General features: G+C 60.3%; 22 protein-coding genes. 16 read left to right on the top strand and 6 right to left on the bottom strand.

From position 1 onward, the window contains the following. Positions 1-6 precede the first annotated feature (6 nt). Positions 7-1,572, top strand: a complete 1,566-nt coding sequence (locus Q666_RS40170) for a CYTH and CHAD domain-containing protein (RefSeq protein ID WP_023002680.1) — start codon at positions 7-9, stop codon at positions 1,570-1,572. A gap of 6 nt (positions 1,573-1,578) precedes the next feature. Here the strand turns inward: Q666_RS40170 and Q666_RS40165 are convergent, their stop codons facing one another. Beyond that, positions 1,579-2,319, bottom strand: a complete 741-nt coding sequence (locus tag Q666_RS40165) for a helix-turn-helix transcriptional regulator (RefSeq protein WP_023002679.1) — start codon at positions 2,317-2,319, stop codon at positions 1,579-1,581. Positions 2,320-2,439: 120 nt separating this feature from the next. On the opposite strand from Q666_RS40165, the gene Q666_RS40160 reads away from it, so the two are divergent. Both Q666_RS40160 and Q666_RS40155 read left to right on the top strand, forming a co-directional pair. Then, complete coding sequence (locus Q666_RS40160; RefSeq protein WP_023002678.1) at positions 2,440-3,285, top strand: hypothetical protein; 846 nt, start codon at positions 2,440-2,442, stop codon at positions 3,283-3,285. 245 nt (positions 3,286-3,530) lie between these two features. Continuing rightward, on the top strand, positions 3,531-4,178 hold the full coding sequence (locus tag Q666_RS40155; protein WP_023002677.1) for a pyridoxamine 5'-phosphate oxidase family protein: 648 nt from the start codon (positions 3,531-3,533) through the stop codon (positions 4,176-4,178). 92 nt (positions 4,179-4,270) lie between these two features. On the opposite strand, the gene Q666_RS40150 is transcribed toward Q666_RS40155, so the two are convergent. After that, positions 4,271-5,590: an aspartate aminotransferase family protein gene (locus Q666_RS40150; protein WP_023002676.1), complete on the bottom strand. Its 1,320-nt coding sequence runs from the start codon at positions 5,588-5,590 to the stop codon at positions 4,271-4,273. Between the two features lie 111 nt (positions 5,591-5,701). On the opposite strand from Q666_RS40150, the gene Q666_RS40145 reads away from it, so the two are divergent. Both Q666_RS40145 and Q666_RS40140 read left to right on the top strand, forming a co-directional pair. Further along, on the top strand, positions 5,702-6,562 hold the full coding sequence (locus tag Q666_RS40145) for a LysR family transcriptional regulator (RefSeq protein WP_023002675.1): 861 nt from the start codon (positions 5,702-5,704) through the stop codon (positions 6,560-6,562). Between the two features lie 242 nt (positions 6,563-6,804). Beyond that, positions 6,805-9,183, top strand: a complete 2,379-nt coding sequence (locus Q666_RS40140) for an arylsulfatase (protein ID WP_023002674.1) — start codon at positions 6,805-6,807, stop codon at positions 9,181-9,183. A 56-nt stretch (positions 9,184-9,239) separates the two neighbouring features. On the opposite strand, the gene Q666_RS40135 is transcribed toward Q666_RS40140, so the two are convergent. Then, complete coding sequence (locus Q666_RS40135) at positions 9,240-9,689, bottom strand: GNAT family N-acetyltransferase (protein WP_023002673.1); 450 nt, start codon at positions 9,687-9,689, stop codon at positions 9,240-9,242. 51 nt (positions 9,690-9,740) lie between these two features. After that, the gene (locus tag Q666_RS40130; protein WP_023014467.1) at positions 9,741-10,406 is read right to left on the bottom strand and encodes a GntR family transcriptional regulator; all 666 of its coding nucleotides are present in this window, start codon (positions 10,404-10,406) and stop codon (positions 9,741-9,743) included. A gap of 110 nt (positions 10,407-10,516) precedes the next feature. Here Q666_RS40130 and Q666_RS40125 point away from each other — a divergent pair, with 110 nt between their 5' ends. From Q666_RS40125 to Q666_RS40115, 3 genes are all read left to right on the top strand, one after another. Beyond that, positions 10,517-11,680, top strand: coding sequence for a pyridoxal phosphate-dependent aminotransferase (locus tag Q666_RS40125; protein WP_023002671.1), 1,164 nt, complete (start codon positions 10,517-10,519; stop codon positions 11,678-11,680). Between the two features lie 139 nt (positions 11,681-11,819). After that, positions 11,820-12,200 carry a hypothetical protein gene (locus Q666_RS40120; RefSeq protein WP_200863801.1) on the top strand — a complete coding sequence of 127 codons (381 nt, stop codon included), beginning with the start codon at positions 11,820-11,822 and terminating at the stop codon, positions 12,198-12,200. Between the two features lie 200 nt (positions 12,201-12,400). Continuing rightward, positions 12,401-13,468 (top strand): linear amide C-N hydrolase, encoded by a 1,068-nt coding sequence (locus Q666_RS40115; protein ID WP_023002669.1) that lies wholly within the window; start codon positions 12,401-12,403, stop codon positions 13,466-13,468. A gap of 374 nt (positions 13,469-13,842) precedes the next feature. Here the strand turns inward: Q666_RS40115 and Q666_RS0132905 are convergent, their stop codons facing one another. Together Q666_RS0132905 and Q666_RS66675 are read right to left on the bottom strand one after the other, a co-directional pair. Then, positions 13,843-14,211, bottom strand: coding sequence for a hypothetical protein (locus Q666_RS0132905; RefSeq protein WP_023002668.1), 369 nt, complete (start codon positions 14,209-14,211; stop codon positions 13,843-13,845). Between the two features lie 12 nt (positions 14,212-14,223). Next, positions 14,224-14,532 (bottom strand): hypothetical protein, encoded by a 309-nt coding sequence (locus Q666_RS66675; RefSeq protein WP_286133924.1) that lies wholly within the window; start codon positions 14,530-14,532, stop codon positions 14,224-14,226. 576 nt (positions 14,533-15,108) lie between these two features. Between Q666_RS66675 and Q666_RS40105 the strand changes: the two genes are divergently transcribed. The 8 genes from Q666_RS40105 to Q666_RS40075 all read left to right on the top strand — a co-directional run bounded on the left by Q666_RS40105 (position 15,109) and on the right by Q666_RS40075 (position 25,858). Next, positions 15,109-15,933 (top strand): SH3 domain-containing protein, encoded by an 825-nt coding sequence (locus tag Q666_RS40105; protein ID WP_081713196.1) that lies wholly within the window; start codon positions 15,109-15,111, stop codon positions 15,931-15,933. A 152-nt stretch (positions 15,934-16,085) separates the two neighbouring features. Next, positions 16,086-19,310, top strand: a complete 3,225-nt coding sequence (locus Q666_RS40100) for a S41 family peptidase (RefSeq protein ID WP_023002665.1) — start codon at positions 16,086-16,088, stop codon at positions 19,308-19,310. 3 nt (positions 19,311-19,313) lie between these two features. Further along, a complete protein-coding gene (locus Q666_RS0132900; RefSeq protein ID WP_081713195.1) occupies positions 19,314-20,123 on the top strand; it encodes a CPBP family intramembrane glutamic endopeptidase in 810 nt (269 codons plus the stop codon). Between the two features lie 31 nt (positions 20,124-20,154). Further along, positions 20,155-21,144 (top strand): L,D-transpeptidase, encoded by a 990-nt coding sequence (locus Q666_RS40095; protein WP_031270092.1) that lies wholly within the window; start codon positions 20,155-20,157, stop codon positions 21,142-21,144. A gap of 505 nt (positions 21,145-21,649) precedes the next feature. Further along, positions 21,650-22,498 carry a hypothetical protein gene (locus Q666_RS40090; RefSeq protein WP_139314088.1) on the top strand — a complete coding sequence of 283 codons (849 nt, stop codon included), beginning with the start codon at positions 21,650-21,652 and terminating at the stop codon, positions 22,496-22,498. Positions 22,499-22,569: 71 nt separating this feature from the next. Next, complete coding sequence (locus Q666_RS40085; protein ID WP_152533283.1) at positions 22,570-23,397, top strand: hypothetical protein; 828 nt, start codon at positions 22,570-22,572, stop codon at positions 23,395-23,397. Positions 23,398-23,522: 125 nt separating this feature from the next. Next, complete coding sequence (locus Q666_RS40080; RefSeq protein WP_023002660.1) at positions 23,523-24,314, top strand: ABC transporter ATP-binding protein; 792 nt, start codon at positions 23,523-23,525, stop codon at positions 24,312-24,314. Further along, positions 24,311-25,858: a hypothetical protein gene (locus Q666_RS40075; protein ID WP_023002659.1), complete on the top strand. Its 1,548-nt coding sequence runs from the start codon at positions 24,311-24,313 to the stop codon at positions 25,856-25,858. The genes Q666_RS40080 and Q666_RS40075 overlap by 4 nt, the downstream gene beginning before the upstream one ends. Positions 25,859-25,877 lie beyond the last annotated feature (19 nt).

Below are 25,877 nucleotides of genomic sequence, written 5' to 3'. Positions count from 1 at the left end.
TTCAGCATGAGCAAATCAGGACGCGAAATTGAGCTTAAGCTCGAGCTGGAAACGACGGCACAGGACGCTTTGAAACGCGCCGGTTCCATAGACGGATTCACTGCCAGCCGCGCCGTGAACAAGACGTTGCAGTCGATCTATTTCGACACGCCGGACCAGGCGCTTCGCAAGGCCAGGATTTCCCTTCGCGTACGCAAGTCCGGAAACAGCTGGGTTCAGACCGTCAAGCTCGGCACGGGCGTCATGGGCGGCCTGTCCTCGCCGGTGGAAGCCGAACATCCGGTCAAGGGCCGTGCGCTCGACTTTTCCGTCATCGAAGACCCCGCCGTCCACGACCGTCTTCTGGAAATCATCGGCGATGCCCCCCTGTCGGAGTGCTTTGAAACGGTGATGAAACGCACCGTGCGCAATCTGACCCGGGACAGTGACGGCACCTTCATCGAACTTGCCTTCGACAGCGGCAATATTCTGGCCGGCAGCGGCAGCCAGCCGCTGACAGAACTCGAAATGGAACTGAAGTCCGGTCCCAGCCTTGCCCTTTTCGAGGCCGCCAAGGCTCTTTTGAAAGACATCCCCTTCCGCTTTTCGCCCTATAGCAAGGCCGAGCGCGGGTACCGTTTTGCCGAGGGTACCGCGCCTGCGGAACGGGCACCCTATTTTGCCGAGAATGTTTCCTTCGACAGCGGCATCACCACCGAGCACGCCTTTCGCGAAGTGCTGCGTTCTTGCCTGACCCAGATTTCCGAAAACCGGCTTGCAGTTCTGTCGTCGGACGATCCGGAAGGCCCGCATCAGCTACGGGTGGGCCTGCGCCGCCTGCGCAGTGCATTTCGCCTGTTCCGGCCAATCCTGAACCCGGCGACCATGGCACCGCTCGACAGGACGGCGAAGGTCATTGCCACCGAAGCCGGTTCCCTGCGGGACCTCGACGTCCTGGTCGACGAGATCGTTATGCCCCTGGTCGACAGGGCGCCCGGAACCCTGTCCTTTGACGCTCTTCTGGAAAATCTCAACGCCCTCCGGGACGAAAGCACCCGCACCACGCTGACGGATCACCTGAAATCGGAAGAGGTCAACGGTTTCCTGCTCGACCTTGCAGCCTACACGGAAGGGCGCGGCTGGCTGGACCCGGAAAACTTCGGCCAGACGCAGCTTCTGGCCCAACCTGTCGAGACTCACGCCGGCGAAGCTCTTGCCAAGCAGTGGAAGAAGGTTCTGAAATACGGCAAGCGACTGGAAGAACTTACCGTTCCCGAACGCCACGAAATGCGCAAGGCGATGAAGAAGATGCGCTACGGCATCGAATTTTTCGGCTGCCTCTATCCGAAAGACACCGTGAAGCCCTTCCTGAAGCGGATGAAGAAGCTGCAGGATATCTTCGGCTATCTCAATGATGTCGCCATGGCCGAACAACTGCCGGTGAAATGCAAGGTCAGCGGGGCAAATACCCTGGCAACCAACCAGGCCATCGGTTTTGTCATCGGCTGGCACGAGGCCCAATGCCAGGCCATGTGGCAGCACGCCAAGGGATATTGGGAAGCAACCCGGGAAACACCGAAATTCTGGACCTGACGCTTATCACCGGCCCGGTTCGATCGTCAGAATGTCCGGAAAGGAAACGGGGGCGAAGGCTCCGGTCAGCTTGAAGGTGGTCAGGTCTTCCTCGCGCGAGACCAGCTGGTCCTGACGGGCCAACTCGGCGATGGTCTCCTTCAGGGTTTCGATCTCACGCAGGATGAACGCCCCCGTGTCCGGCAGCATGCGGCGGGAGAGCGTGAAGAACAGGGACTGATTTCCACCCGGATTGGCAATCACCTGCCCCAGAAAGCGCATGTTGATTTCTTTCAGCAGCGGGATCAACGGCCCGTCCGGACGGAACCTGAAGGGCTCCTTGCGTGTGATCTTGATGCGGTTGCCTGGATGCACTTCGGCCAGCCCCAGCGCCTCCAGCACCCGGCCCAGTCGGAACATGTCCTCTCCCGAGAGATCAAAACGGCGCTCGATTTCCTGTTGCGGGATCGGCTCACGCAGCAGGATGAAGAGATAGAACAGCGACGGATCCGCAGCGAGCCGTGCTTCCGTTGCCACCGGCAGGACGCTTGCCTCTTCTGAATTCCGCTCTGCCCGGTGCAATACGTCCGCCAGCGGCACCTCCAGAATTTCGCAGATCTCCAGCAACCGGCTTAGCTTGCAATCGTGCCCGGCGAAGATCCGCTTGACCGTCGGCTCCGATATTTCCATCCGGCTTGCGAGATCCGCATAGGTCATGCCACGTGCCTTCAGCACACCCTGCAAGATCTTGAAGGTATCACCGCGCATATTCCTGATCCCGAATTCGACAGTTTGAGTATCGTTTTTTGATACCAAATCATCATCAATTGCAAGAAAAGTTCGTCTTCTGCAGGAGAGGTCCAGTTCAACTTTGCGAAAGGACTTCCCATGCAGACCATCAAACCCCTGGCCGCAGCGCTGCTGCTCGGCCTTTCAACGCTCCCCTCATCAGCCGGTTCACTCTGGTCAACGGACGGCTTCGACATGCCTGAATCCGTAGCCTTTGACGCTGCCGGCAACCGGCTCATCGTCAGTGTCATGGAAGGCGCGCCGAATACGGTCGACGGCAACGGCCATCTGGCGCTTCTGTCCACGGACGGGAAAATCATAGATGCCAAATGGGCAACCGGAATGGACGCTCCCAAGGGACTGGCGCTGATGAACGGCAAGGTCTTCGCGGCCGATCTCACCAGTTTGCGCGTTGTCGACGCCCAGACTGGCAAATTGCTGCAGTCATTGCCTGCAGAAGGCTCGGTTTTCCTGAACGATGTGACCACCAGCGGCAACGAGATCTTCGTTTCCGACATGATGACGAACACCATCTGGCGTTACGCAGATGGCACTTTTGAAAAATGGCTGGAAAGCCCTGAGCTCAATCACCCCAACGGCCTTTACTGGGACAACGGCCGCCTGCTTGTCGGGGCCTGGGGCAAGGGCCTGAAGACCGATTTCACCACTGAAGCTCCCGGCAGCCTGCTTGCCATTGATCCTGCCACCAAGGCTATCAGCGTCGTCGCACGGGACATCGGCAACATCGACGGCATCGCACGGCTGAACGGCAAGCTTGTCCTCAACGACTGGATCAACGGCAAGGTCTTCGAGATTGGTTCTGACGGTACACCGAACGAGATCATGAGCGAACCCGCCGGCCTTGCCGATATTTCCACCCACGATGACGTCCTTTACCTGCCGCATATGCTGGAAGGCAGGATCGAGGCAGTCAGACTGGACTAGCACCAGACCCTGCAAACGCTTCATCGCACGGGTCAGACGGCAAAAACGGGTTGGGCATCACGTGCCCCACCCGCCCCTTGCTACCTTACGACGAGCGGCCCATCAATTCCTGATGTACGCACCTCAATTTATGCTACCTTCCACGCAGATTGACCCAGTGTTCGGCAGGTCGAACGCTGGATCAGCCGCCGGGCGAAGACCGCCAAAGCTGGGTCATACAGGGATCAAGGTCGAGGGATAGCGTGATGGAAGCCTACAAGATCAACCCGGAGTTCGTCATTTCGGATGAGGAAACGCTCCGGAGCCACTATTCCGAGCTATCGCCGCTGGCAGCAAAAAAGTGCCTGAGCGCGCTGGACAAACATGCTCGGGACTTCATTGCCCGCTCGCCATTTCTGTGCCTCGGCACGCAGAACAAGGACGGCAAGGCGGATGTCAGCCCGCGTGGCGATCCGGTCGGCTTCGTCAAGGTTCTCGATCCGCAAACGCTTGCCATTCCGGACCGTCCGGGAAATAACCGCCTCGACAGTCTGGCCAATATTGTCGCCAACCCGAATGTCGGGCTCCTGTTCCTGGTTCCCGGATATGACGAAACCTTGCGCGTCAACGGCAGGGCAACGCTTGTAACCGATCCGGATCTTCTTCAAACCATGAGCGTGAAGGACCGAGCGCCCAAGCTCGCCATTGTCGTGAAGGTGAGCGAGGTCTTCCTGCACTGCGCCAAGGCGTTCCGGCGCTCACACCTCTGGGATCCCGAACACCAGCAGGACCGCAGCGAAATGCCGTCGCTTTCCAAGATCATTCTGGACCAGACGACCGGCGCGCCGGATGACGCGGAAATGCAGAAGCTGGATGCTGCGCTGGAGGAGACCTACCGGAAAACGCTTTATTGAGCGGATCCCGCGCAGCGATTTCACCGGCAGGAGACAGACCGCAGAGGAGCGCTGACGCTCCCCTGCATCGCCTCATACCCTAAGCGGCCGTTTCAGACCCGTGCCGCTTCAATCGCCGACGCCATGATGTCCAGCCCCTGATCGATCTCGTCATCGGAGATCGTCAATGGCGGGGCGATGCGGAAGACCGCGCCCATGGCCGGCAGTTTGACGATGTTCATGCTGAGCCCGCGTGCCATTGCCTCGGCGCCGATCCGGTCTGCCATCGCGAGATCCGGCTGGCGGCTGGCCCGATCGGTCACGATCTCCAGCCCGAGCAGCAGCCCACGGCCGCGCACATCGCCAACACTCTCAAAACGCTGCTTCAAGCCTTCCAGTCCGGCTTGCAGGCGCTGACCCGCCGAAACAGCACGGCCGATCAGTCCATCCCGTTCCACCACATCCATCACCGCCAGTCCGACAGCAGCGGGCAGAGGATCGGACACGTGGGTGGTCAGGAACACGAACCCTTTCCGGTGCGCTTCTTCCTCGATGGCACGGCTCGTCAGCACGGCGGAAAGCGGCAATCCGGCACCCAGGGTCTTGGACAAGGTCAGGATGTCCGGTGTCACCCCGTCGCGCTGAAAGGCGAACATATGCCCCGTCCGGCCGATACCGGTCTGGGCCTCGTCCAGGATCAGCAGCATCCCGCGCTCGTCGCACTTCTGGCGCAGTGCCGCGAGATAACCCACCGGCAATTCGATGATGCCGCCTGACGACAGGATCGGCTCGGCAATGAAGGCAGCAAGATTGCCGGTGGACTGGCTGTCGACCAGCGCGAAGGCATCGTCCAGCTCGGTCTTCCAGTCCAGATTGCCGTTCGAATCCGTAAACCGCGGCCGGTAGGCATTGGGGGCGGGAATTGCAAACGACCCCGGATTGACCGGCCCGTAGCCCCGCCGGTTGTGACTGTAGGTGGCGGAAGCGGCTGCCCCGGTCATGCCGTGCCAGCTCTTGGTAAAGGCCACGATCTCGTGCTTGCCGGTAACCAGCTTTGCCAGACGGATGGCGGCCTCGTTGGATTCCGCCCCGGTGGACAGGAGCAGCACCTTTTCCAGACCGGGCACGAGAGATCCGAGGCGCTTCGACAGGTCGACGACCGGGCGGGACAGCATTCCGCTGAACAGGTGGTCGAGCTGGCCGATCTGCTCGCGCACGGTGCGCACGATATCCGGATGGGAATGCCCCAGGATGGAACTCATCTGACCGGACGTGAAATCGAGGATTGGCGCGCCTGAGCTGTCATAGACATAACTGCCTTCGGCACGTTCGATGACACGTTGTTCGAACACAGGGCCATACCGCAGGACGTGATCCGACACGTCGGACCAGAACCCGGTATCCGTGCTGTTGCTGGCGCTTTCCAATGCCATGATGCGTCTCCTGATCCGGCCGGCTGAATTGACTGCAGCAAGTTTAGGAGAAGCCTTGCATTCAATAAAATTCATAATTTAGATTATGATATTCAATTGGATTGATATCTCATGCCTGTTCTGGAAATCGCCTTGCTGCGCAGTTTCATGGAAGTCGCCCGCAGCGGCTCGATCAGCACCGCAGCGCGGCAAGTGGGGCGGACACAATCCGCCGTCAGCATGCAGATGAACCGGCTGGAGGCGATTGTCGGCCAGCAGATCCTGCGCCGCACACGCGGGGGTGTGGAACTGACGGCAGCAGGGGACAGGTTTCTGGTCCAGGCGGAACGCATTCTTGCCGTCCACGACGAAGCACTTACCACCCTGCCGGGGGCAGGCCTGCATGGCCTCATCAGTTTCGGCTGCCCGGAAGACTATCTGACCGCCTTCTTTCCCGATCTTCTGAAAGGGTTTGGCGCGCGGCATGGCGATGTCGAGATCGAGGTGGTCTGTGCTCCGACAACGGAATTGCACCTTCAGCTGCAGCGCAGGCGGATCGATCTTGCCCTGATTTCCGTTCCCGGCGAAGACGCCTCCGCCCGCATCCTGAGGCCGGAAAGCTTTGTCTGGGTGGCCAATCGTCCCGATCCGGAGGTCCTGCAAAAGGATGTTGTGCCGCTTGCACTTTCGGCGCCGGACACATTGGACCATCGCGCCGCCCGCACCGCCATGGATCAGGCAGGCAAGCCCTATCGCATCGCGTTTGCCAGCAATGGCCTCGCGGGCCTGTTGGCGATTGCCCGGTCCGGCCAGGCCATCAGTGTGGTGACCCGCTCCGCGGTGCCGCATGATCTCCACATCGTGGAGGCCGGCCTGCCGCCACTTCCCGGCATCGGCGTCACGCTGGCTTATGCGTCGCCAAATCCCTCGGCTGCAACGCAGGCATTCGGAGAATTCGTGGCGGACAAGCTGCGCAGCCCGGCGACGAGCTGACATCACAACACCGGACCGGGCAATAGCCGGCCCATTCGGCCGGCCTCTTGGCCCGGGTCGCCCGCATTTACCAATTCCACCTGAAAGGCGTGCGGTTTTCAGATATACTTCCTAGAGTGGAATTGCATTCCGTTTCGTTCCTTATTGCCTTGCGGTCGCCCGTTGTCGCGAAACCTCTACGCAGCGGTCCGTACCCCGCCATTTCACTGCATTGACCGGCCTTGAACCCATGGAGTGGTCTGATGAAGAAACCCGGCATTTTTTCAACTTTCTTGATGCTTCCCGCGATGGCCGCAGGTTGTCTTGCAATCGGCAACGCCCTGGCAGCCGACGGCCCCATTGGAACAGAGGATGGACAGGTTACCCTTCCCTATGCGGAGCAGAAGTTTCGCGGTGATGTGGGCACGACCTATCTGAACGCAGCACCGGCCGAGTTTCCTGCAGCCGTTTCAGCTCCCGAAGGCGCTCCCAATGTGCTCCTGATCCTGCTGGATGATGTCGGTTTCGGGCAGTTCACTGTCACCGGCGGCGGTGTGCCGTCACCGGCGATGGACAAGCTCGCCGAGGAAGGCCTGACCTTCACCCGCTTTCACACAACGGCGCTCTGCTCCCCCACCCGGGCAGCACTTTTGACCGGGCGAAACCACAACGTTGCCGGCACCGGTGTCATCACCGAGCTTGCCACAGGCTATGATGGCTATACCGGCATCATTCCGAAAGACACCGCCTCGGTTGCCGAGATCCTGCGCCAGAACGGCTATGCGACAGCCTGGATCGGCAAGAACCACAACACGCCGATCTACGAGACAAGCGCGGCAGGCCCGTTCGACCGTTGGCCGAACGGCCTTGGCTTCGACTATTTCTACGGGTTCATGGCTGGCGACACCAATCAGGTCCGTCCTTATCTTTTCGAGAACCAGACGCCGATCGGAACGCCGGAAGGGGACGACTATTACCTCAGCACCGATCTCGCCGACCAGACGATCAACTGGCTGAAGACGCTGGAAGCCATTCAACCAGGCAAACCCTGGTTCGCCTATCTGGCACCGGCTGCAACCCATGCCCCGCACCAGGCCCCCAAGGAGCTGATCGACACCTTCAAGGGCAAGTTCGACATGGGTTGGGACGCCTATCGCGAGCAGACCTTTCAGCGCCAGAAGGACATGGGGATCATTCCCGAAAACACCGAGCTGACCTCCCGCCCGGGCAGCCTGCCCGCCTGGGACAGCCTGAACGACGACCAGAAGAAGCTCTATACGCGGATGATGGAGGTCTTTGCCGCCTACGGCCAGCAAGTCGACCAGGAAGTCGGACGCGTACTCGACTATGTGGCCACTTTGCCGGATGCCGAAAACACGATGATCATCTACATCGTCGGCGACAACGGGGCGTCCGCGGAAGGCGGCTTTGACGGCACCTTGAACGAGAATGCCTTCTTCAACGCCTATCTGATGACCACCGACGACATGCTGAGCCGGATGGACGAGATCGGCACGCAACTTCATTTCAACCACTTCCCGGCCGGCTGGGCCTGGGCGGTGGATGCGCCCTTCCAGTGGACGAAGCAGGTAGCAAGCCACCTGGGCGGCGTACGTAACCCGATGATCGTGAAATGGCCTGCCCGCTTCTCCAGACAAGGCGAAACGCGGACGCAGTTCCTGCATGTCATCGACATTGCCCCGACCATCCTCGAAGCGGCCGGCATTCCAGAGCCGCGCAGCGTCAACGGAACAACCCAGACGCCGATCCAGGGCAAGAGCTTCCTGAGCACGCTGGACGATGCCGGGGCCGAAGAAGTCCGAACCAGCCAGTATTTCGAGATGTTCGTGAACCGGGGCATCTACAAGGATGGCTGGTGGGCCGCTTCCCTGGCGTTTGAACCCTGGGATCCTGTGCGCGGCGCGTTCGATCCCTTCAAGGCCAAATGGGAGCTTTACAATCTCGATGAAGATTTCAGCCAGGCACGAGACATTGCTGCGGACAACCCGGACAAGCTTGAAGAGCTGAAAGCCCTCTGGTGGGCGGAAGCTTCCGCCAACAAGGCTCTGCCGCTGGACTGGCGCGGGGCTGAACGTTTCAGCGCGGAGGAAACCGGCAAGCCGAACCTTGCCGGCGATCGTACGAGCTTCACCTACGCGGGCGTTCTTGCAGGACTGCCGGAATCCTCGGCGCCAGACCTGAAGAACAAATCCTTTTCTGTAACCGCCCGCGTCAACATCGAGGACAACGCCAACGGCATGATCTTCACCCAGGGCGGGAACACCGGAGGCTGGGCGTTTTATCTCAAGGACGGCAAACTGAAGGCGGCCCACAACTATATCGATGTTGCCGTCTATTCCGTTGAAAGCGATGGCACGGTTCCGGCCGGCGAGCGCGAGCTGAAGATGGACTTCACCTATGAGGGCGGCGAAGAAATGGGCAAGAGCGGCACCTTGACCCTTTCCGTCGACGGTAGCCCTGTCGGCACGGGTCAGATCGCACAGACCACTCCGTTCAAATACTCGCTGTCGGAAAACCAGGATGTGGGAACAGACACCGGAACGGCGGTCACGACCGACTATCAGGCGCCATTCGATTTTCGGGGAGAGCTTGAAGAGGTTGTCGTGGACCTGAAAAAATAGCGTTTCGGCAGCTCCGACCGATTGTCATCAACGTCCGGATGCCAGGCCGGCGGGGATCAAGTGCCGGGCATCCAGACGTAGACGGTGTCCAATGCGTCCTGCGAGACGAACCGGAACCCGCAAGCGAGGTAAAAATCATTGGCGGGACTACCGTTGAGGGCCATCAGCCGGATCGGCAGTCCCGCCGCTTCTGCCTCAGCCTTCAGGCCCTCGACGCTATCTCGGCCAAGCCCAAGCCCCTGATAGGCCGGGCTGACATAGAGATGGTCGAGATAGAAATGGTCGACGCGCCTGCGCACGACAAAAAAGCCGGCAATGTCTTCTTCCACCAGGATGATCCTTGTGTCTGTGGCAACAAAGCTGCCCAGGAATCGGTCCCTGGCCCGGAGAGGGTCAAACCGCCCGACGGCTTCGAGGCTCGGCCGCATTGCCTCGACGCGAATGTCGGCAAGCCTTTCCGCATCGGCCTCGGCTGCCGCTTCAATCCGGTAGATTTTTCGAGACATTCGTTTCCTCGCCAGCGGGAGACAGACGACACCTGCCGTATCTGATCACCTTCACGGCGCGGGCAATCTTGCAGACAGGCGCTCGACCAGCGCCTCTCCGGCAGCCTCGATATGTCGCCTCAGGATGTCGCAGGCTTCCGCGCCGTCCCTGCGGCTGCAGGCTTCAAGCAGGTCCCGGTGTTCCTGATGAGAGCGCCGGGTGTAGTCGAGCTGCGCCGCCGCAAGCCTCAAGTACCGGTCGCCGGCCTCATTGAGCGCGGCTATCTGTGCCAGCAGCCGCGGCCTTGCGCAGGGTTCATACAGCGCGAAATGAAACGCCTTGTTCAAGGCTCCGAAGTTTTCCAGGTCCGACGCCTCGGCCTTGTCCTGAATGGCTGCGGCCCGGTCGATCTGGCTGTTGGTCAGCTCCGGAATGGCAAGGCGCAAGGCCAGTGTCTCCAGCGCCGCCCGCATTTCAAAAACTTCCCTGAATTCCTCCGGATCAAGCGGGGCAACGATGGCGCCCTTGTTCGGCGGCATCTGCACCAGTCCTTCGGCCTCCAGCAGGCGCAGCGCATCGCGAACAGGCATCCGGCTGGTCTCGAACAATACCGCCAGCCGTTCCTGACGCAGCGCCTCGCCCGGTTTCAGCTCGCCCGAGACGATCTTTTCCCGCAGGGCATCAGCCACCCGAATGGCCTGATCTCCGGTTCTTTTTGCGCTTGTCCGCTCTGTCATCTGTCCGTCCGGCTGGGTCCTTCCGCCTTCGTAGACAATCAGCGACTTGACTGCAATCCGGCAAATATGTATCCAGTTTTTAAATTTGGATACAAAAAAGGATATTGCAGATGACCGTCTCGCGATTGAAGGACATTCCGGGAATTGGCGTGGACAAGATGGGACAGGCCGCCGATGACGTCGGAAATTCCGACATGCTTCGGCTGGAGAACCTGGATACGGACCTTCGCCCGCCAGAGGAGGCGCTGGAAGCAACGCTGGCTGCCATCGGCCGGGATGACGCCAACAGCTATCTGCCGTTCCTGGGCACGAATGACATCCGCAGGGCCGCAACCAGCCGGATATCGGCCACCACCGGCCAGCCTTACGACTGGAATACCCAATGCGTCATTTCGGCGGGCGGCCTGTCCGGCATCCTCAATGCCCTGCTGGCAATTCTGGAGCCGGGCGACGAGGTCATCATCACCGATCCCGCCTACGCGGGCCTGCTCAACCGCATCCGCCTGGCCGGCGGCGTTCCGAAGCTGGTTCCGCTAAGGGTGGTCGACGGCGGCTGGCGTCTTGATCTGGAAGAACTGCGCCGCGCAGCCAGCGCCAGAACCCGGGCCGTTTTGACCATGAGCCCGTCCATGCCGACTGGCATCCTCCACACGGCCGAGGAATGGAACGCCATTGCGGAAGTCGTGATGCACACCGGCGCCTTCCTGCTGCACGACGCCGCCATGGAGCGGATTCTCTACACCGGCAGCGCAGTGCTCCACCCGGCCAGCCGGGATGGCATGGCGGAGCGTACGATAACGGTGGGCTGCGTTTCCAAGGAATACCGGATGATCGGCTGGCGTGTCGGCTGGACGGTCGGCCCAGCCCCGATCATGGCGGACATCGGCCTTGTCAGCCTCACCAACGTCGTCTGCCAGGTCGGCATCGCAATGCCGGGCGCCGCGGCCGCCATCACCGCGAAAGACGACGGCATCGCCGCTGCAACGGCAACCTGGAAAGCCCGCCGGGACATCATCCTGCAGGCACTGTCGGACCTGCCCGTCGTGCGCCCGGATGGCGGCTGGTCTCTGCTGATCGACACCGCCGAGCTCGGCTACTCCCCGGTGGAAGCCTCCCGGTTGCTGTTCGAAAAGGGGCGGATCGCGGCAACACCGATGACCGGCTGGGGCAGCGAGGACGTCGCCGGACGCTACCTGCGTTTCGTCTTTGCCAACGAGCCGGCAGAAAGGCTCGGCGATATCCGCGAGCGGTTGCGCCTCGCCTGGCAGGTCTGACGGCACCTCCCCAGCCTCGACACCTCAGGAAAGCCCTGCCCGGGCTTTCTTCCTCCCTCACGTTCTACCGCCGGTCCGCACCGGTTTCATCACCCCGCTTGTGCCCAAAGGCACAGCCTTCCTCGAAAGGACGAAAGACTTGACCACCCGCATCCCATCCCTGGCCGCCTGGCTGTTCCGGCTTGCCGCTCTCTGGATGCTGATCGGACTGGTGCTCGGCATCGTCATGGCGGCAAGCCATGACCACGCGCTCTCGCCGGTTCATGTGCACGCCAACCTTCTCGGCTGGGCAACCCTGGCCCTGACCGGGCTCCTCTACACGGTAATCCCGGCCATGGCGGACAACAGGTTTGCCCGCCTGCACTTCTGGCTTCATGCGCTTGGTCTGCCGGTGATGATGGCGGCGCTGGCCGCCTATGCGCTTGGCCATACGGCGATGGAACCCGTCATCGCGGTTGGTGCGATCGCGGTCACCGCCGGGCTTGCCTTTTTCACGGTCAACCTGTTCCGGACACTTTGACCGGACGGGTTTCACCCAACTCGCCCATGCTCCGTGTCCGGGGCCCGCAGTGGCAACACTGCGGGCCCATTTCCGTTTGCCGCTCGAACCGGCACACAATCGCCGGCCTGTCTTGACAGCGTCACACCTGGCCGTCCCTATATCACCAGTTGTGCCGGGGGCGACTCGGCACCCCATCGGCAAACGCAAGGAGACGGCGCATGAAGATCGGCAAGACCACGGTAACGGCAGCCTGCGCATTGGCCATCGCCTCGTTTGGCCTGCTGGCGCCACGCCTTGCTGATGCCTGCACCCGGGTGGTCTATCTCGGTGCCAGCGAGCAGGTGATCACCGCCCGCTCGATGGACTGGAAAACCGATGTCGGCACGAACCTCTGGCTGTTCCCGCGCGGCATGAAGCGCAATGGCGAGGCCGGTGAAAACTCCCTGGAATGGACCTCGAAATACGGCAGCGTGATTGCCTCCGGTTACGACATTTCAACGACCGACGGCATGAACGAAGCCGGGCTTGTCGCCAATGTGCTGTGGCTGGTGGAATCCGAGTATCCAGACTACGACAGCTCCAAACCCGGCCTGACGATCGCCGCCTGGGCGCAATATGTGCTCGACAATTTCGCGACCGTTGAAGAGGCCGTCCGCGCGCTGGAGGCCGAACCCTTCACGCTCTTCAGCGACAATGTTCCAGGCGAAGAACGCCTCGCCACCCTGCACCTGTCCCTGTCGGATGCAAGTGGCGACAGCGCCATCGTGGAATATATCGGCGGCAAGCAGGTGATCCACCACAGCTGCGCCTACCAGGTGATGACCAACTCGCCGACCTTCGAAGAGCAGCTGGCCCTGAACCAGTACTGGAAGGAAATCGGCGGCACCGTCATGCTGCCGGGCACCAACCGTGCGGCGGACCGCTTTGCCCGCGCATCGTTCTATGTCGACGCCATCCCGAGAACCGAAAGCCCGGTCGAGACGATTGCCAGCGTCTTCGGCGTCATCCGCAATGTCTCCGTGCCGCTCGGCATCACCACGCCCGACCAGCCGAACATCTCCTCCACCCGCTGGCGCACCGTCGCCGACCAGAAGCGCAAGCTCTATTTCTTCGAATCCGTGGTGACCCCGAACATCTTCTGGATCGATTTCAGCCAGGCCGACTTTTCGCTGGAAACCGGCAAGGTCATGAAACTCGACCTCGGCCCCAACCAGACCAACATCTACTCCGGCATGGCCAACGCGCACTTCCAGGAAGCAGAACCGTTCCGGTTTCTGGGGCGGTAGGAGGCGGGAAGGGCTGCTTTGCGTCGCCAAGGCGGACTATAACGGGTTTTTCGGTCCGATCTGCAAAGCCGGCGTTCGTTGCGCTACGCAAGAAGGTTCATAGAGGGCGGGGAGCGGACGTTCGCTGCGGTCGGAACAACCGGACCGAGGCCGGGAGCGGACTGGCGGGTTTCGGCTTACCGCCCGAACGAAGCGGACATTCTGGCCTTCAAGCCTCAAGAGGCTGATGGACGGTTCTGGGCCACAGTGAGAAAAGATCCCACCGACTCAAGGCCAAATTCTTCAAAAAGATAAAATTCTCAGTGAGCGGCGGTCTGTTGCTATTCCTGCGTCCGCTGTTGGACTTGAACAGGTTCCGGAACCCGGATCCGGCCCTAACCGAAAACGGCATCCCCGCCTGCAATCCTGCCAAGGACGCCTACCAGAAGCGCCGCCAGAAAAAGGCTCAAACCCAGGAAGGCCCAACTCAGGTAGGCGCGCAACGAAGTCAACCATGGTCGGAAGGGATCACTTGTCGAATCGACTGAGAGGTCAAGAAGTGCCCCGGCCCGTTCCACATGTCGGTAGATCCCAAACAACCACGCCGCCCCGAGCGCGAAGATCAAGCTGACCGTCAGCGAGACGGCTATGGTCATCGTGTTGGACGCGGGGGCAAGATACAGGCTTCCAGAAATCAAACCAGCCAGCCCGAGGCAGGCAAGGCAACAGATCAGTGACAAGATACGAAAGATCGTCATCTCCACGGGCTTGGCTCTTCACTTTGCTAGCTGACAGGATTTTTCGGCGCCATAAGGGTCCGGAAAGATAGCCTGGCCCCCCGTGAAAGAGACGTTCCCCGCATTCGCCAAATAGAATTCCTGGGGCTTGTCGTGTGACAGTAACGCACCGGAGGCAACCGTATCCCCTCGTTCAAGGCGGATTGCGGTCAGTTCCGTGTCGAACAGATAGGCGACGAACTCATCTGCACGAGATCCTTCGCAGAAATAGGTTTGCACACTGACAGGCTCTTGAAGCAGATATCTTGCAACCAGCTCCGCTTCCCGGTGCAAATAGGACTGGTGCACGCAGGCTTCGAGATCCGGCTCTTTCCAACATTCATCGCGACCCGAAATCCAGCCTCTTTGCGTGGCGCGCAGAAAGTTTTCAGCTTCTGTGCCTTCCTCATCCTGCGACCGGGCGACTGCAAGTGCCGCGCTGAACCTCTTCGCTAGGCGTTGATTAAGCAGGCCGAGTTCCAGATCGTTGCAAATGAGTTTTTCCGCAGAGTTCTCTGCCTTTGTGCAGTCATATGTGGCTGTTCCTTGAGCCAGGGCACTCAACGGAAACACGACGAAAAACAAAGCAGAAACGCAAAATACCTGCCTCAACTGGAATACTCCTCGGTGGACATCAAACCACTAGCCTGCTGGGTGAATAGATCGGGCTTCGTAACATCCTCATGGCCGGAAAACGCGCAGCCTATGCGATCCTGAAACACGCAAGAGTAGACAAATTCATCCCCGTGACATTTATAAGTGAATATACATATGATCTAATATTCCTGATACCGCACCACATTGCATTTGTTCGTTACGGAGGGCCTGATATTGAGTAAGCAAACCGCCGGAGAGCCTTTTTCTTTTTTTTCCAAACGTTTGAAAATGACGTTAGCCCTGGTCTGCCTATTGCCAGTTCTGGCAATCATAAATGCACCTCATGCCCTCGCCCAAATGGGGCCTGACTATTGGCAGGTCACGGGCGTTGCGGCCAACGACCATCTGAATGTGCGAAGTGGCCCGGGTGCCCGGAACCCGATCGTTGCCACCGCTCCGAACGGTTTCAAGTTTAGAAATCTCGGTTGCCAGGGCAGCGGCAACAGCCGCTGGTGTCACGTGGAAACGCCCGACGGAAGAACCTCGGGTTGGGTATCCGGCCGCTTTCTCCGGGAGGCAGGAACGCCGGTCGCTGCCCCCCAGCCGCAGGACGACATTCCGGAACTGCATGTCCGCGGGAGCGGGGAGATTGAGGTGCGCTTCCGAAGCGGATGCACGGTGCTTTTCAATCCTGTCGGGCGGCGGATCACCGCCGGGGCCTCCTGCGCACGCGGGCAGCTCAACCGCGCCCACAGCGCTGTTGAAAGCTACATGCGGGAAAACTCCCCGGCGGCGACTCACGGACCGGACCGGACCTCGCAGAACGTGAACCTGTCCGGAACCGGAACCTTTTATGGCGGCGACGCCCTGCGCGGTACGATCACGGGGCACAGGGAAGGAGCTTACGCTCTTGCCTTCCAGTCGACGCAGGGCTCGCTCTTGTGTACTGCCCTGATCAAGCATGTTCCCGGAACCGTGAAGAGCGAAGCGGCGGCGGTTCATTGCACGAACGGTGCCGCCGGCACCGCCGTTCTGGCGAGAAACCGGTCTGGCAACGGTCTGACCATGTCCTTCACGCTCAATGACGGCGAAGGTGGGTACGTCCTGTTCTAAAGCCTGTTTGTGCTGAAACTGTACGCACTGGGCTGCGAGACACTGTCAAGTCTGCCTGCACCGCCGTCGCATCGGCGGTGCAGGGCCTGAAACGACGTCGCTGGCTAGTCGCCAGACACCAGACAAGAAATCCGCAGCAGGAGAAACTGAATATGCCCGCTGGATCGCCCGTTCCGCTCACTGTTGCGTTTTTGCTTTTCCTTGCTCCGTCCTTCGCTGCCGATGCGGCGCCTCCAGAGGTCGAATGGCTGCGCTATCCTGCGATTTCACCGGATGGACAGCAGATTGCGTTTTCCTATGCGGGTCAGATCTGGACCGTAAGCAGCGACGGCGGCGCAGCCCGATCGTTGACCGGTGGGCCGTGGCACGCAACCCATCCGGTGTGGTCCCCGGATGGTCAATCGATCGCCTTCGCGGCGGACCGGCATGGTCAGAATGATGTGTTCGTGATGCCCGCATCGGGCGGAGCGATTACCCGTCTGACCTATCATTCGGCAAACGACCTTCCGATGAGCTTCACACCAGACGGCACGGATGTGGTCTTCACGTCCGCCCGTCTGGGCGATCCGAAGGCTGACGCCACGAATGCGGTCTATGGTCTGGCGGGACTCTACGAGAGGCCCTACCGCGTCTCCGCGACAGGCGGCCGAACCAGACCACTGCTGCCGACGACTGCCTTCAACATCGACTATGGTCCACACGGCCAGATGCTCTATGAGGACAGTCCTACAATCGTCGAGAACCAGTGGCGCAAGCACCACGTCTCCGACGCCACACGGGACATCTGGCGCTATGATCCGGACAGCGGTCTTCATGAACAACTGACCGATTACAGAGGCGAGGACCGAAACCCAAGCTGGAGCAACGACGGTAAAACCGCTTACTGGCTCAGCGAAAGGGGTGGAAATTTCAACGTCTGGAAGCAGGAGCTGGCATCGGGTGCCCCTGTTCAGGTGACCCATCATGCTCGTTGGCCTGTCCGCTTTCTGTCCTCCGCCAATGACGGCACGCTCGCCTATGCTTGGGATGGTGGATTATGGCGCCTCGATCCTGACGCCTCGGAGCCAGTCCGGCTGGGTGTAACGCTTGGTCAGGGCAGCCTGATCAACACAAACGCGACCCGACAGGTCACTGCCGAAGTCTCCGAGGTTGCGGTCGCGCCAGGGGGCAAGCATATCGCCTTTATTGCCCGCGGCGAGGTCTTCGTGACCGGATGGAATAGCAAGGTGACGCGGCGCCTCACCGACACGACCGCGCAAGAGCGGGATCTGGCCTTCTCCTCGGACGGACGGCGCCTGGCATACGCAAGCGAACGCAGCGGTGATTGGGATATCTACGAGACCGTCATTCCTGACGGCAGTGGCGATGACTTTTCCGCCCCGGTCGCTCTGGAGGAAAAACTCCTTATTGATGAGGATGCTGATCTCTTCAGACCGCGATACGCACCTGACGGAACACACTTGGCCTATCTTCGAAACCGCGCTGAGCTAAGAGTTCATGACCTTGAAGCCGGCACATCCGTTCAGGCCCTCCCTGGAGACCAGACCTACTCCTATACCGATGGCGATCTCAATTACGAATGGAGCCCGGACGGTGAATGGCTGCTCATCCGGACAGGTTACTTCAGCTCCTCCGAGATCGCACTGGTCTCGACTGATGGTTCTGTTCGCCACAATGTCAGCCGGAATGGCTTCGTCGACCTAAAACCAACTTTCAGTCAGGACGGCACGGCAGTTCTCTGGCAATCTGACCGCTATGGCCTTCGCTCGACTGAAGGCAAGCCCGAGCAAGTAGACGTTATCGCGGCGTATCTGAACCGCGATGCCTGGGAAAAGGCACAGACGACCGCTGCCGAGCGGGCGCGAGCATTGACCCAAGAAACCGCAGAGCAAACAGAAGCGGAAAACGCCGAGCTCGTTGTTGAACCAGAGGGTTTCCGCAGGCGGGTCACCCGCCTGACACCGCGCTCCGGAAGTTATATCCTGTATCGGCTTCTCGCCGGGAACACGTCCTTCCTCTCTGTGTCGGTCACAAACACCGGCATGGTTCAAGCCAGCGCTATAGACCTGACAAGCGGAGCGGAGCGACAAATCTTTAATCTTCCCGGAGCCTCGTTGCTGGGCGCCGAGAGTGATCCGGAGGGCAAGGCACTCTTTGTCCTCTCGCCCGGAAAAATCACACGCTATGAAGTTGCCACGGGTCAGGCACAGGCCATCGCCTATCAGGCCGAGATCAATCGCAGCGTTCGTGACGAGGTCGATTACATTATCCGATCCAACTGGCGTGCAACGGCCGAAACCTTCTATCGCGAAGACATGCAAGGGGTCGATTGGGCCGGCGTTCGCGATCATTACCTGCGCTTCGCGCCTCACATCTTCTACTGGGAAGATCTGGCAGAGCTCCTCGGAGAGATGGACGGAGAGCTGAATGCGTCTCACCAGAACCCGAGCTACCATGAAGCGGATCCTCTCGCCGATGCCACAGGCGTTCTTGGCCTCTATTACGACCCAGATCACACGGGTAAGGGGATGAAGATCACGGACGTCATTGCCGGCGGTCCCGCGGACCGCAAGGATAGCCCCTTGCTGCCCGGTGCGGTCATCCTTGCCGTCAACGACACACAGATCGGGCCGGATATCGGGATTGACCGACTGCTCAACCGCATGGCGGGACAGGAAGTTCGCCTGAGCGTCATTCCTTCCGGCGGTGGCGATCCGGTTGACACAATCATTACGCCTATCAGCACCGCGCAGGAAATCACTCTCGCCTACCAACGGTGGGTGGAAAAGCGCAGGGCCATCGTCACAGAGCTCTCCGAGGGACGCCTGGGTTATATTCACCTTTCGGCGATGAAGACCGATCCATACCGTACCGCCTACGGAGACCTGTTTGGCCTGCATCAAGATGCAGAGGCCGTGGTCGTGGATATCCGCAACAATGGCGGCGGCAACCTGCATGATGAGCTGGTCATCATGCTTACGGGCTCCACAGATGCCTTTAATCGCGCCCGGGACGGCCACATCGTGACGCGTCTGCCAGTGGGCCGCTGGACCAAGCCAAGCATTCTTCTACAAAATGCAGGAAGCTATTCCGATGCCTCCGTCTTCCCCATGCTCTACCAGAAGAAGAGTATCGGCCGGATTGTCGGCGACCGCACACCGGGAACCGGAACCGCGGTGAGCGATGTACCCCAACTGCAAACCGGCATGCGCTACAGGGTTCCCGAAATGGGGTTCCAGTTGCTTGACGGCACATGGTTCGAAAACACGGAGATCGTTCCCGACGTTCTCGTTCACAACGATCCGAACCTGATCGCAGAGGGACGAGACCCTCAGCTGGAAGCCTCGGTCAAAACCTTGCTTAAGCAATTGGACTAGCACATGGCCGGGTCAAGCAGCCGCTTAGCAGTCTCTTTGGCGACACTGGTTGCCTGGACGATCATAAACGTTTTCGGCACGAAGGTGTTCTATCCGCCTGAAACCGCTCTCGACGAGCTCGTGACGACCGGTATCAGCTGGCCGATCCTGTTCGCCTGTCTCTTGTTGGTCGCCGTTGTTCTTTGGCAACACTGGACAGATCTCCGCTTCCGTGCGCCGGATCCAGGCACCCTTAAACTGCTTTTGTTTCCCGGTTTCCTGCTTCTGTTGCTTTTGGCCTTGGCCGTATTGTCAGGATTGCCATCCTCGAGCGTCATGGTCCTTCTTGGCATCAACACGCTTCTGGTCGGCTTTTCAGAAGAAACGATGTTTCGCGGCATCTTGTTCCGGGCCCTGCACGGCCGTCTTGGCATCTGGTCGGCGATCCTTGTGACCACTGTCGCTTTCGGCTCCGTCCACATCCTCAACGGATTTGGTACTGGTGATTTTGGTGCGGCGTTTCTCCAGGCCATCACCGCCGGCGCTTCCGGGCTGCTGCTGATCGCGATCCTGCTGCGGACCGGTTCGCTCTGGGCCGCCATCATCTTCCACGCATTATGGGACTGGGCGACGTTCTTGGTTGTTGTTGGAGCGAAAGTCCATCCGTCTCCCGACTTTGCCGAAGCAGCTGTCGCAACACCTCCGGGCATGCTTGCCCAAGTGCTGCTCCCCTTGGGTATGGTCCTGCCGGGTTTCTTCTACGGTCTCTGGCTATTGCGGAATATTCATAAGGAAACAGCCCCGGGAGACCGGAAGCCTGATATCAATGAGTGACGCGGGGCGGCGTGAAGTACGGGAGGGACGCATGAAGATTTCGAGACGTACACTGTTGCTGTGCGGCACAGGTGTGGGGCTTGCAGCGTTTTCGTTCTCAAGCAACGCTCAGCTGGTTTACAAGGAGGTTTCCGAACTCCTCCCGGGACAATTCACCTGGACACCGGAGCGCGAGCCGGAAGGCCCTGTTGCCATTGTGGTGTCCTTGCCCCAGCAACTCGTACATGTCTATCGGAACGGGATCAGGATAGCAGTATCGACTTGCTCGACCGGAAAGCCCGGCCACGGCACACCGACCGGTGTGTTCAGCATTCTTCAGAAGGACGCGGATCACAGGTCCTCGACCTACAACAATGCTCCCATGCCGAACATGAACCGGCTGACCTGGAGCGGTATTGCTCTTCACGCCGGAAACTTGCCCGGCTATCCGGCATCGCATGGCTGTGTACGGTTACCCTTGGAGTTTTCACGCCGGCTTTTTGGGATCACGCACATCGGTACCCCGGTGATTATTGCTGGTTCTCATTCCGATCCCTGGGAGCTGACACATCCCGGCATGGTCTTGAGCGGGTATGCTGAAAACGAATTTGAAGAAGTCGTGGCGAGCCTAAATGGAAAATCTCACCCCTCTGATTGGCCGGACGCAGGAGGGCAGCCGATCACTACGTTAATTGCCTCTTCCCAAGACCGTCAGATCCTGCTGCTTGAAAACGGCGACGAACTCGCGAAAGGGCAACTGATCATCGATGGCCCAGAAACCCTGGGTGAGCATGTGCTTGTGCTAAACCAGGCCCACGAAGGGACACGTGGCATGATGTGGCAAGGCGTCAGCCATCACGAGGATCCAGCCTATCCGCACAACAAGGAAGAGAACATTATTAACCGCGTCAGTGCCGACGACGCCTTCCTGCTCGAGATGAAGAAACGTCTTCATCCGGGAATGGTTCTGATCATCACAGACGTGTCTTTGCATCCTGATCGTCGGTCCGGCACGGACTTTGTCATCATGGACACTGTTTGAAACTAAACCGTGTTTCGCATCCCAGCGCTGCATAAAACTGAAATAGCAGCACGCGACTATTTTCACTTCACGACGCCATGAACGAGTGTCGGCTTTCGGGAGCCGAGTTCAAACTGCTGAACGACCGAAATGGGGACGCATAGCGACCATTGGCTGGCGGGCACGTGAATGACCGCTTTGGGCCGATAGCTACCGCAGAAATTGACCTAACGGATGTCGGCTTAGGTAATCGATTTTCCAAGAGCCGACCGTCCGCTCCCTCCCCCAAAATCTGCCAGTCGGCAAAGGCCCCTCGGCTTACCGTTTCACTGGAACCAAACAATAAAATTTCCCCATCTTCCCTTACGTTAATTCTTGCATTGCCGCACACATCGGCTCACTATCCAGAGCAGTTACTTGTCATACAAAGCCCTGTGACGCGCCATTTCTTGTGCGTTTCAAAGCAAAAGAAAGATGTGCCTGCGGAAGGCATTCATGGCGCGACAGTCGATCTGGAACCTGACGTATGCCAATTACCTTCGCACCTCGTATCGCCATGTTCGGCTTTGACGCCACGGCCTCGCCCAAGTGGCAAATGGTACCGAGGGGGTGGGAGCGCACGATTGTGGTGCGGGGGGCAGGTGCCCTTATTCCCGAACTGACCCCCAACGACATTGCCAGGGTCACCTATCGCCGTGTCGGCGCCGAACATCATCTGACGCTCAAGGGCCTCAAGGCCGGCAAGGGGTTTGTCCGCTTTGTGCCGAACGCCGGGTTTGCGGGGCCTGTTCCCAACAGCGACATTCTGGAAATCTCGGTCAAGACCGAGGTCAAGATCAACACGGCGTTTCACTATGTGAAGGACAACGCCGGCCACAAGACCAACCGCAACATGGGCGACCTCAACGCCCTGATACGGGGCGTCAACCGGCTGCTGGACACCCAGGCCAACGTGCGGATGTACAGAAAGAGCGCACGCACGATAACGGTTCCACAGAACCTGGGCGCCACGGTACGGTTTTCCAGCCACCTGGCGGGCGTTGCGGCCGCCGAACATGAATGGGACGATGTCACGGCCTTTGCCGATGCTGCCGCGGATTTCAATGTCTTCTTCGTGTGGCAGTATGAGCAGGATGCGACGCCTGCGGTCAACAACACCCGGGCCGGAACTCTGGCCGCCGAGAAGAACTGCCTGATGCAAGATACGATCACCGGCTCGACCCATGCCGAAACCCTGGCACACGAGACCATTCACCTGCGCGGCATCGGCCCGCACAGCGGAACCGCAACACACCTGATCGCCAGTGGCGCGGTGCGGACGGGGCAGCTGATTTCGCGCGCCCAGGCCAACATCATCAATCCGTCGGGCACATGATGGTTCGACACCGCAACCTGGCCGGATGCATCGCAGGGGCGTTTCTGTTCACCTGGCTTGCAGGAAGCACTATGGCAGACGACATGAACCTTGAGGCAGAGATCGATACCGCGCTGGCCGGAGGCTCGCCGGAGGCTGTGGTGGAGGCAGGCCCGGCTGCCGTCGCTCCCCTGGCCGCGCGCCTGGCCGCGGCGAAGACCACCGGTGAAAAATCGGCCCTGGTGGATCTGCTGTCAGCAGTTGGTGGTGCCGACGCCCTGGCGCCCGTCTTGCCCTACATCGGTGATGCCGACCCGGACCTGCGCGCGCGCGCCAGCGCCGCAGCGCTGAAAGTCGTGCTGGCCAATGGCCCACCGTCAGGCCCCGTCGCCGAGCAGCTTCAGACCGAAGTAACAGCCGCGCTGGAAGCGCCGGACGCGGAAGGCGGCGTGTTGCTGCTGGGGGCACTGGCACCCGGAGCGGAAGACGCGCTTGAAGCTCACCTTTCCGGCACGCGGCTGGTCAAGGCACAACCACAGGAGCCCACGGTCTCCGCAGCCCTGGCAGCCCGGCTGGCGCTTTCGGCCTTGGGGGACGATGAAGCGCGAACCAGCCTCCTGAGGCAAATCCCCGAGGCCGAGCCGGACAGTCTCGTCTTCATGCTGAAAGCCTTGCCCCTGATTGATGCGCCCGAGGTTCTGCATGCCCTGGCCGCAACCACCCTTTCCTCCAAAGCCCCCGTCGCGGACGGTCTGCCAAGCGGAGCGGAACCCGCCCGGGAGGTGGCCGACGTCGCGGTCGAGTCGTTTGTCACGCGCCTGAGCCTCAGCCCCGGCTTCAAGATGACGCCGGGCGCTATTTACACGGCAGACCAACGGGCCGAAGTTGAAAGGCTCATCACGGGCTCCATCCCGAACTAGGCGAACCCGTCTTCCAACTCTCTTTTTCGCCCCTGATACTTCAGCCCAGGACAATTGGCCGGATTTTACATTAACGAAAGGTCCCATCGGTAAACTGGAGAAAACCTTCCAGAGACGAGAAAGTGATGCCGTCTTCCAGTAACGCCGCTCTCGAAATTCTCAATCTTCACAAGCGTTTCAGCGAACCCGCAGTCAACGATCTCTCGTTGAAGGTGCGGGAAGGCGAATTCTACGCCTTGCTGGGCCCCAACGGTGCGGGCAAAACCACCACGCTGCGCATGGTCGCCGGCCTGCTTCAGGCCGATGCGGGGGCGGTCAGGGTCTGCGGCATCGATGCGTTTGCGGATCCGATTGCCGCCAAGCAGGTTCTGGCCTGGGTTCCGGACGAACCCATGGTCTACGACAAGCTGACGCCGCTTGAATATCTCGAGTTCGTGGCAGGCCTCTGGAGCATGCAGCCGGACCTTGCAAGGTTCAAGGCCGACAGCCTTCTGGACGCCTTCGGGCTTGCCCCCCATGCCAATGAGCGCTGCGGCGGGTTCTCGAAAGGCATGCGCCAGAAGGTGGCGCTTGCCGGTGCCCTGATCCACGAACCGCGCCTGATCATTCTCGACGAACCGCTCACCGGCCTTGATGCAGGCTCTGCCCGCCAGGTGAAGAAGGTGCTGACCGGGCTTGTCGCGCAGGGCGTGTCGATCATCATGACGACCCATATCCTGGAGGTGGCGGAGCGCATGGCCGACCGAATCGGCATTATCGCCCGTGGACAGCTTGTTGCCGAAGGAACGCTGGAAGAGCTGCGCCAACGGGCAAGCGCCGGCGGCCATTCCCTGGAGGATATTTTCCTGGAAATCGTGGGCGGCGATGCCGGCGCACATGCGAACACGGCCGAACTCCTTGATGAGAAGGTGGCATGAGAGCGTTGGCGGCCCCTTCCGCCCTGATACGTTTTTCCCGCCATGAATTGCGGCTGGCATGGCGCGACTGGGCCTGGATGTTTTCAGGCTGGCGCAGCACGAGCCTGCGGCGCGCCCTGATCGGCATGATCCTCTTCTACGCGGTCATGCACCTGATCGCCTACGCGGTGCTTTCGCCCCGCTTTGCCACAGGGTTTGTTCTTGACCAGACAGCACAGGCAGCGCTTTCGGTCACGGTGCTGCTCAGCTTCACCATGATGCTGTCACAGGCGATGGAGTCGGTAACCCGTGCGTTCTACGCAAGGGATGACCTGGACCTGATCCTGTCTTCCCCCGCCCCCTCGCGTGACCTGTTTCTCGTGCGCATCGTCATGATGGCCTTGACGAGCTGGGCCATGTCGGCGCTGGTCATCTCACCGTTCCTCAACGTTGCGGTGGTGCTTGGCGGGGAGCACTGGCTGGCGGGATATGTGGTTCTTCTGGCGGTATCGCTGAACGCGACCGGGGCAGGCGTTTTGATCACGCTCGCGCTGTTCCGAACGGTTGGCGCGCAGCGCACGCGCTTTTACGCGCAAATTCTCGCAGCGGTCGTTGGCGCGGCCTTCCTCATCGGGATGCAGGTGGTGGCGATCCTGTCCTTCGGGTCGATGTCGCGGTTCACGCTGTTCGATCCTGCCTTCCTGGCAAGCCATGCGCCGGGTGAGGGCTCGCCGTGGTGGTTCCTCGCCCACACGGTGGCCGGACAGACCAATGCCGTGTTCCTGTTCCTGGCGGTTTCCGTCGCGTTTTTTGCGGTCGGGGCCTGGCGCGGCGCGGTCCAGTTCCGCAGCATTATCGTGCTCGCACTTGGCGTTACGGAAAAGACCCCGCGCAGCCGCGCTTCCGAGCGGACCTTTCGCAGTTATTCGCCGCTCGGCGCGCTCGTCTTGAAGGAACTCAAGCTCATCGCCCGGGATCCCTGGCTGATATCCCAGACGCTGATGCAGGTTCTCTATCTCATTCCGCCTGCGGTCATGCTCTGGGTCAGCTTTGGCGAGAAAACCGAGATTTCCGTGATCGTCGCGCCGGTTGTCGTCATGGCGGTTGGACAGCTTGCCGGCGGCCTCGCCTGGCTGACCATCTCCGGTGAGGACGCACCCGACCTGATTGCGACAGCCCCCATCTCTGCATTCACACGCCTGTGGGCGAAAGTGCTGTCGGTGCTGACGATTATCGCAGCAATCGTGCTGCCGATCTCCCTGGGTCTGGCGCTCATATCGCTCTGGGGCGCTGCCATCACCGCCGCCGGCGCCATGACCGCGGCAGCAAGCGCAGTGCTTGTTCAACTCTGGTTCCGGGCACAGGCCAAGCGCACAACCTTCCGGCGCCGTCAGGTCGCTTCCAAGGCCTCCACGCTTGCGGAGGCCGCCGCATCCATTGCCTGCGCGGCCGGGACGGCCCTCGTCGCGGCGGCAAGCCCGCTGGCGATCCTCCCGGTCTTCCTGCTCCTGAGTGTGCTTGGGATCTCCTGGAGCATCCGCCCGAAACACAGTGCAAGCGCCTGAGGGGCACCGCACTTCAAGC

It is taken from the genome of Labrenzia sp. C1B70 (assembly GCF_000475395.1).
Classification (GTDB): Bacteria; Pseudomonadota; Alphaproteobacteria; order Rhizobiales; family Stappiaceae; genus Roseibium; species Roseibium algicola.
Note: the sequence above shows the minus strand (reverse complement) of the source record. Positions and strands in the feature narration are given on the sequence as shown.

Coding starts and splice junctions, on each gene's coding strand:
- Q666_RS40170 (WP_023002680.1), top strand. CDS start 7: ATGAGCAAATCAGGACGCGAAATTGAGCTTAAGCTCGAGCTGGAAACG.
- Q666_RS40165 (WP_023002679.1), bottom strand. CDS start 2,319: ATGCGCGGTGATACCTTCAAGATCTTGCAGGGTGTGCTGAAGGCACGT.
- Q666_RS40160 (WP_023002678.1), top strand. CDS start 2,440: ATGCAGACCATCAAACCCCTGGCCGCAGCGCTGCTGCTCGGCCTTTCA.
- Q666_RS40155 (WP_023002677.1), top strand. CDS start 3,531: ATGGAAGCCTACAAGATCAACCCGGAGTTCGTCATTTCGGATGAGGAA.
- Q666_RS40150 (WP_023002676.1), bottom strand. CDS start 5,590: ATGGCATTGGAAAGCGCCAGCAACAGCACGGATACCGGGTTCTGGTCC.
- Q666_RS40145 (WP_023002675.1), top strand. CDS start 5,702: ATGCCTGTTCTGGAAATCGCCTTGCTGCGCAGTTTCATGGAAGTCGCC.
- Q666_RS40140 (WP_023002674.1), top strand. CDS start 6,805: ATGAAGAAACCCGGCATTTTTTCAACTTTCTTGATGCTTCCCGCGATG.
- Q666_RS40135 (WP_023002673.1), bottom strand. CDS start 9,689: ATGTCTCGAAAAATCTACCGGATTGAAGCGGCAGCCGAGGCCGATGCG.
- Q666_RS40130 (WP_023014467.1), bottom strand. CDS start 10,406: ATGACAGAGCGGACAAGCGCAAAAAGAACCGGAGATCAGGCCATTCGG.
- Q666_RS40125 (WP_023002671.1), top strand. CDS start 10,517: ATGACCGTCTCGCGATTGAAGGACATTCCGGGAATTGGCGTGGACAAG.
- Q666_RS40115 (WP_023002669.1), top strand. CDS start 12,401: ATGAAGATCGGCAAGACCACGGTAACGGCAGCCTGCGCATTGGCCATC.
- Q666_RS40105 (WP_081713196.1), top strand. CDS start 15,109: ATGACGTTAGCCCTGGTCTGCCTATTGCCAGTTCTGGCAATCATAAAT.
- Q666_RS40100 (WP_023002665.1), top strand. CDS start 16,086: ATGCCCGCTGGATCGCCCGTTCCGCTCACTGTTGCGTTTTTGCTTTTC.
- Q666_RS0132900 (WP_081713195.1), top strand. CDS start 19,314: ATGGCCGGGTCAAGCAGCCGCTTAGCAGTCTCTTTGGCGACACTGGTT.
- Q666_RS40095 (WP_031270092.1), top strand. CDS start 20,155: ATGAAGATTTCGAGACGTACACTGTTGCTGTGCGGCACAGGTGTGGGG.
- Q666_RS40090 (WP_139314088.1), top strand. CDS start 21,650: ATGCCAATTACCTTCGCACCTCGTATCGCCATGTTCGGCTTTGACGCC.
- Q666_RS40085 (WP_152533283.1), top strand. CDS start 22,570: ATGGCAGACGACATGAACCTTGAGGCAGAGATCGATACCGCGCTGGCC.
- Q666_RS40080 (WP_023002660.1), top strand. CDS start 23,523: ATGCCGTCTTCCAGTAACGCCGCTCTCGAAATTCTCAATCTTCACAAG.
- Q666_RS40075 (WP_023002659.1), top strand. CDS start 24,311: ATGAGAGCGTTGGCGGCCCCTTCCGCCCTGATACGTTTTTCCCGCCAT.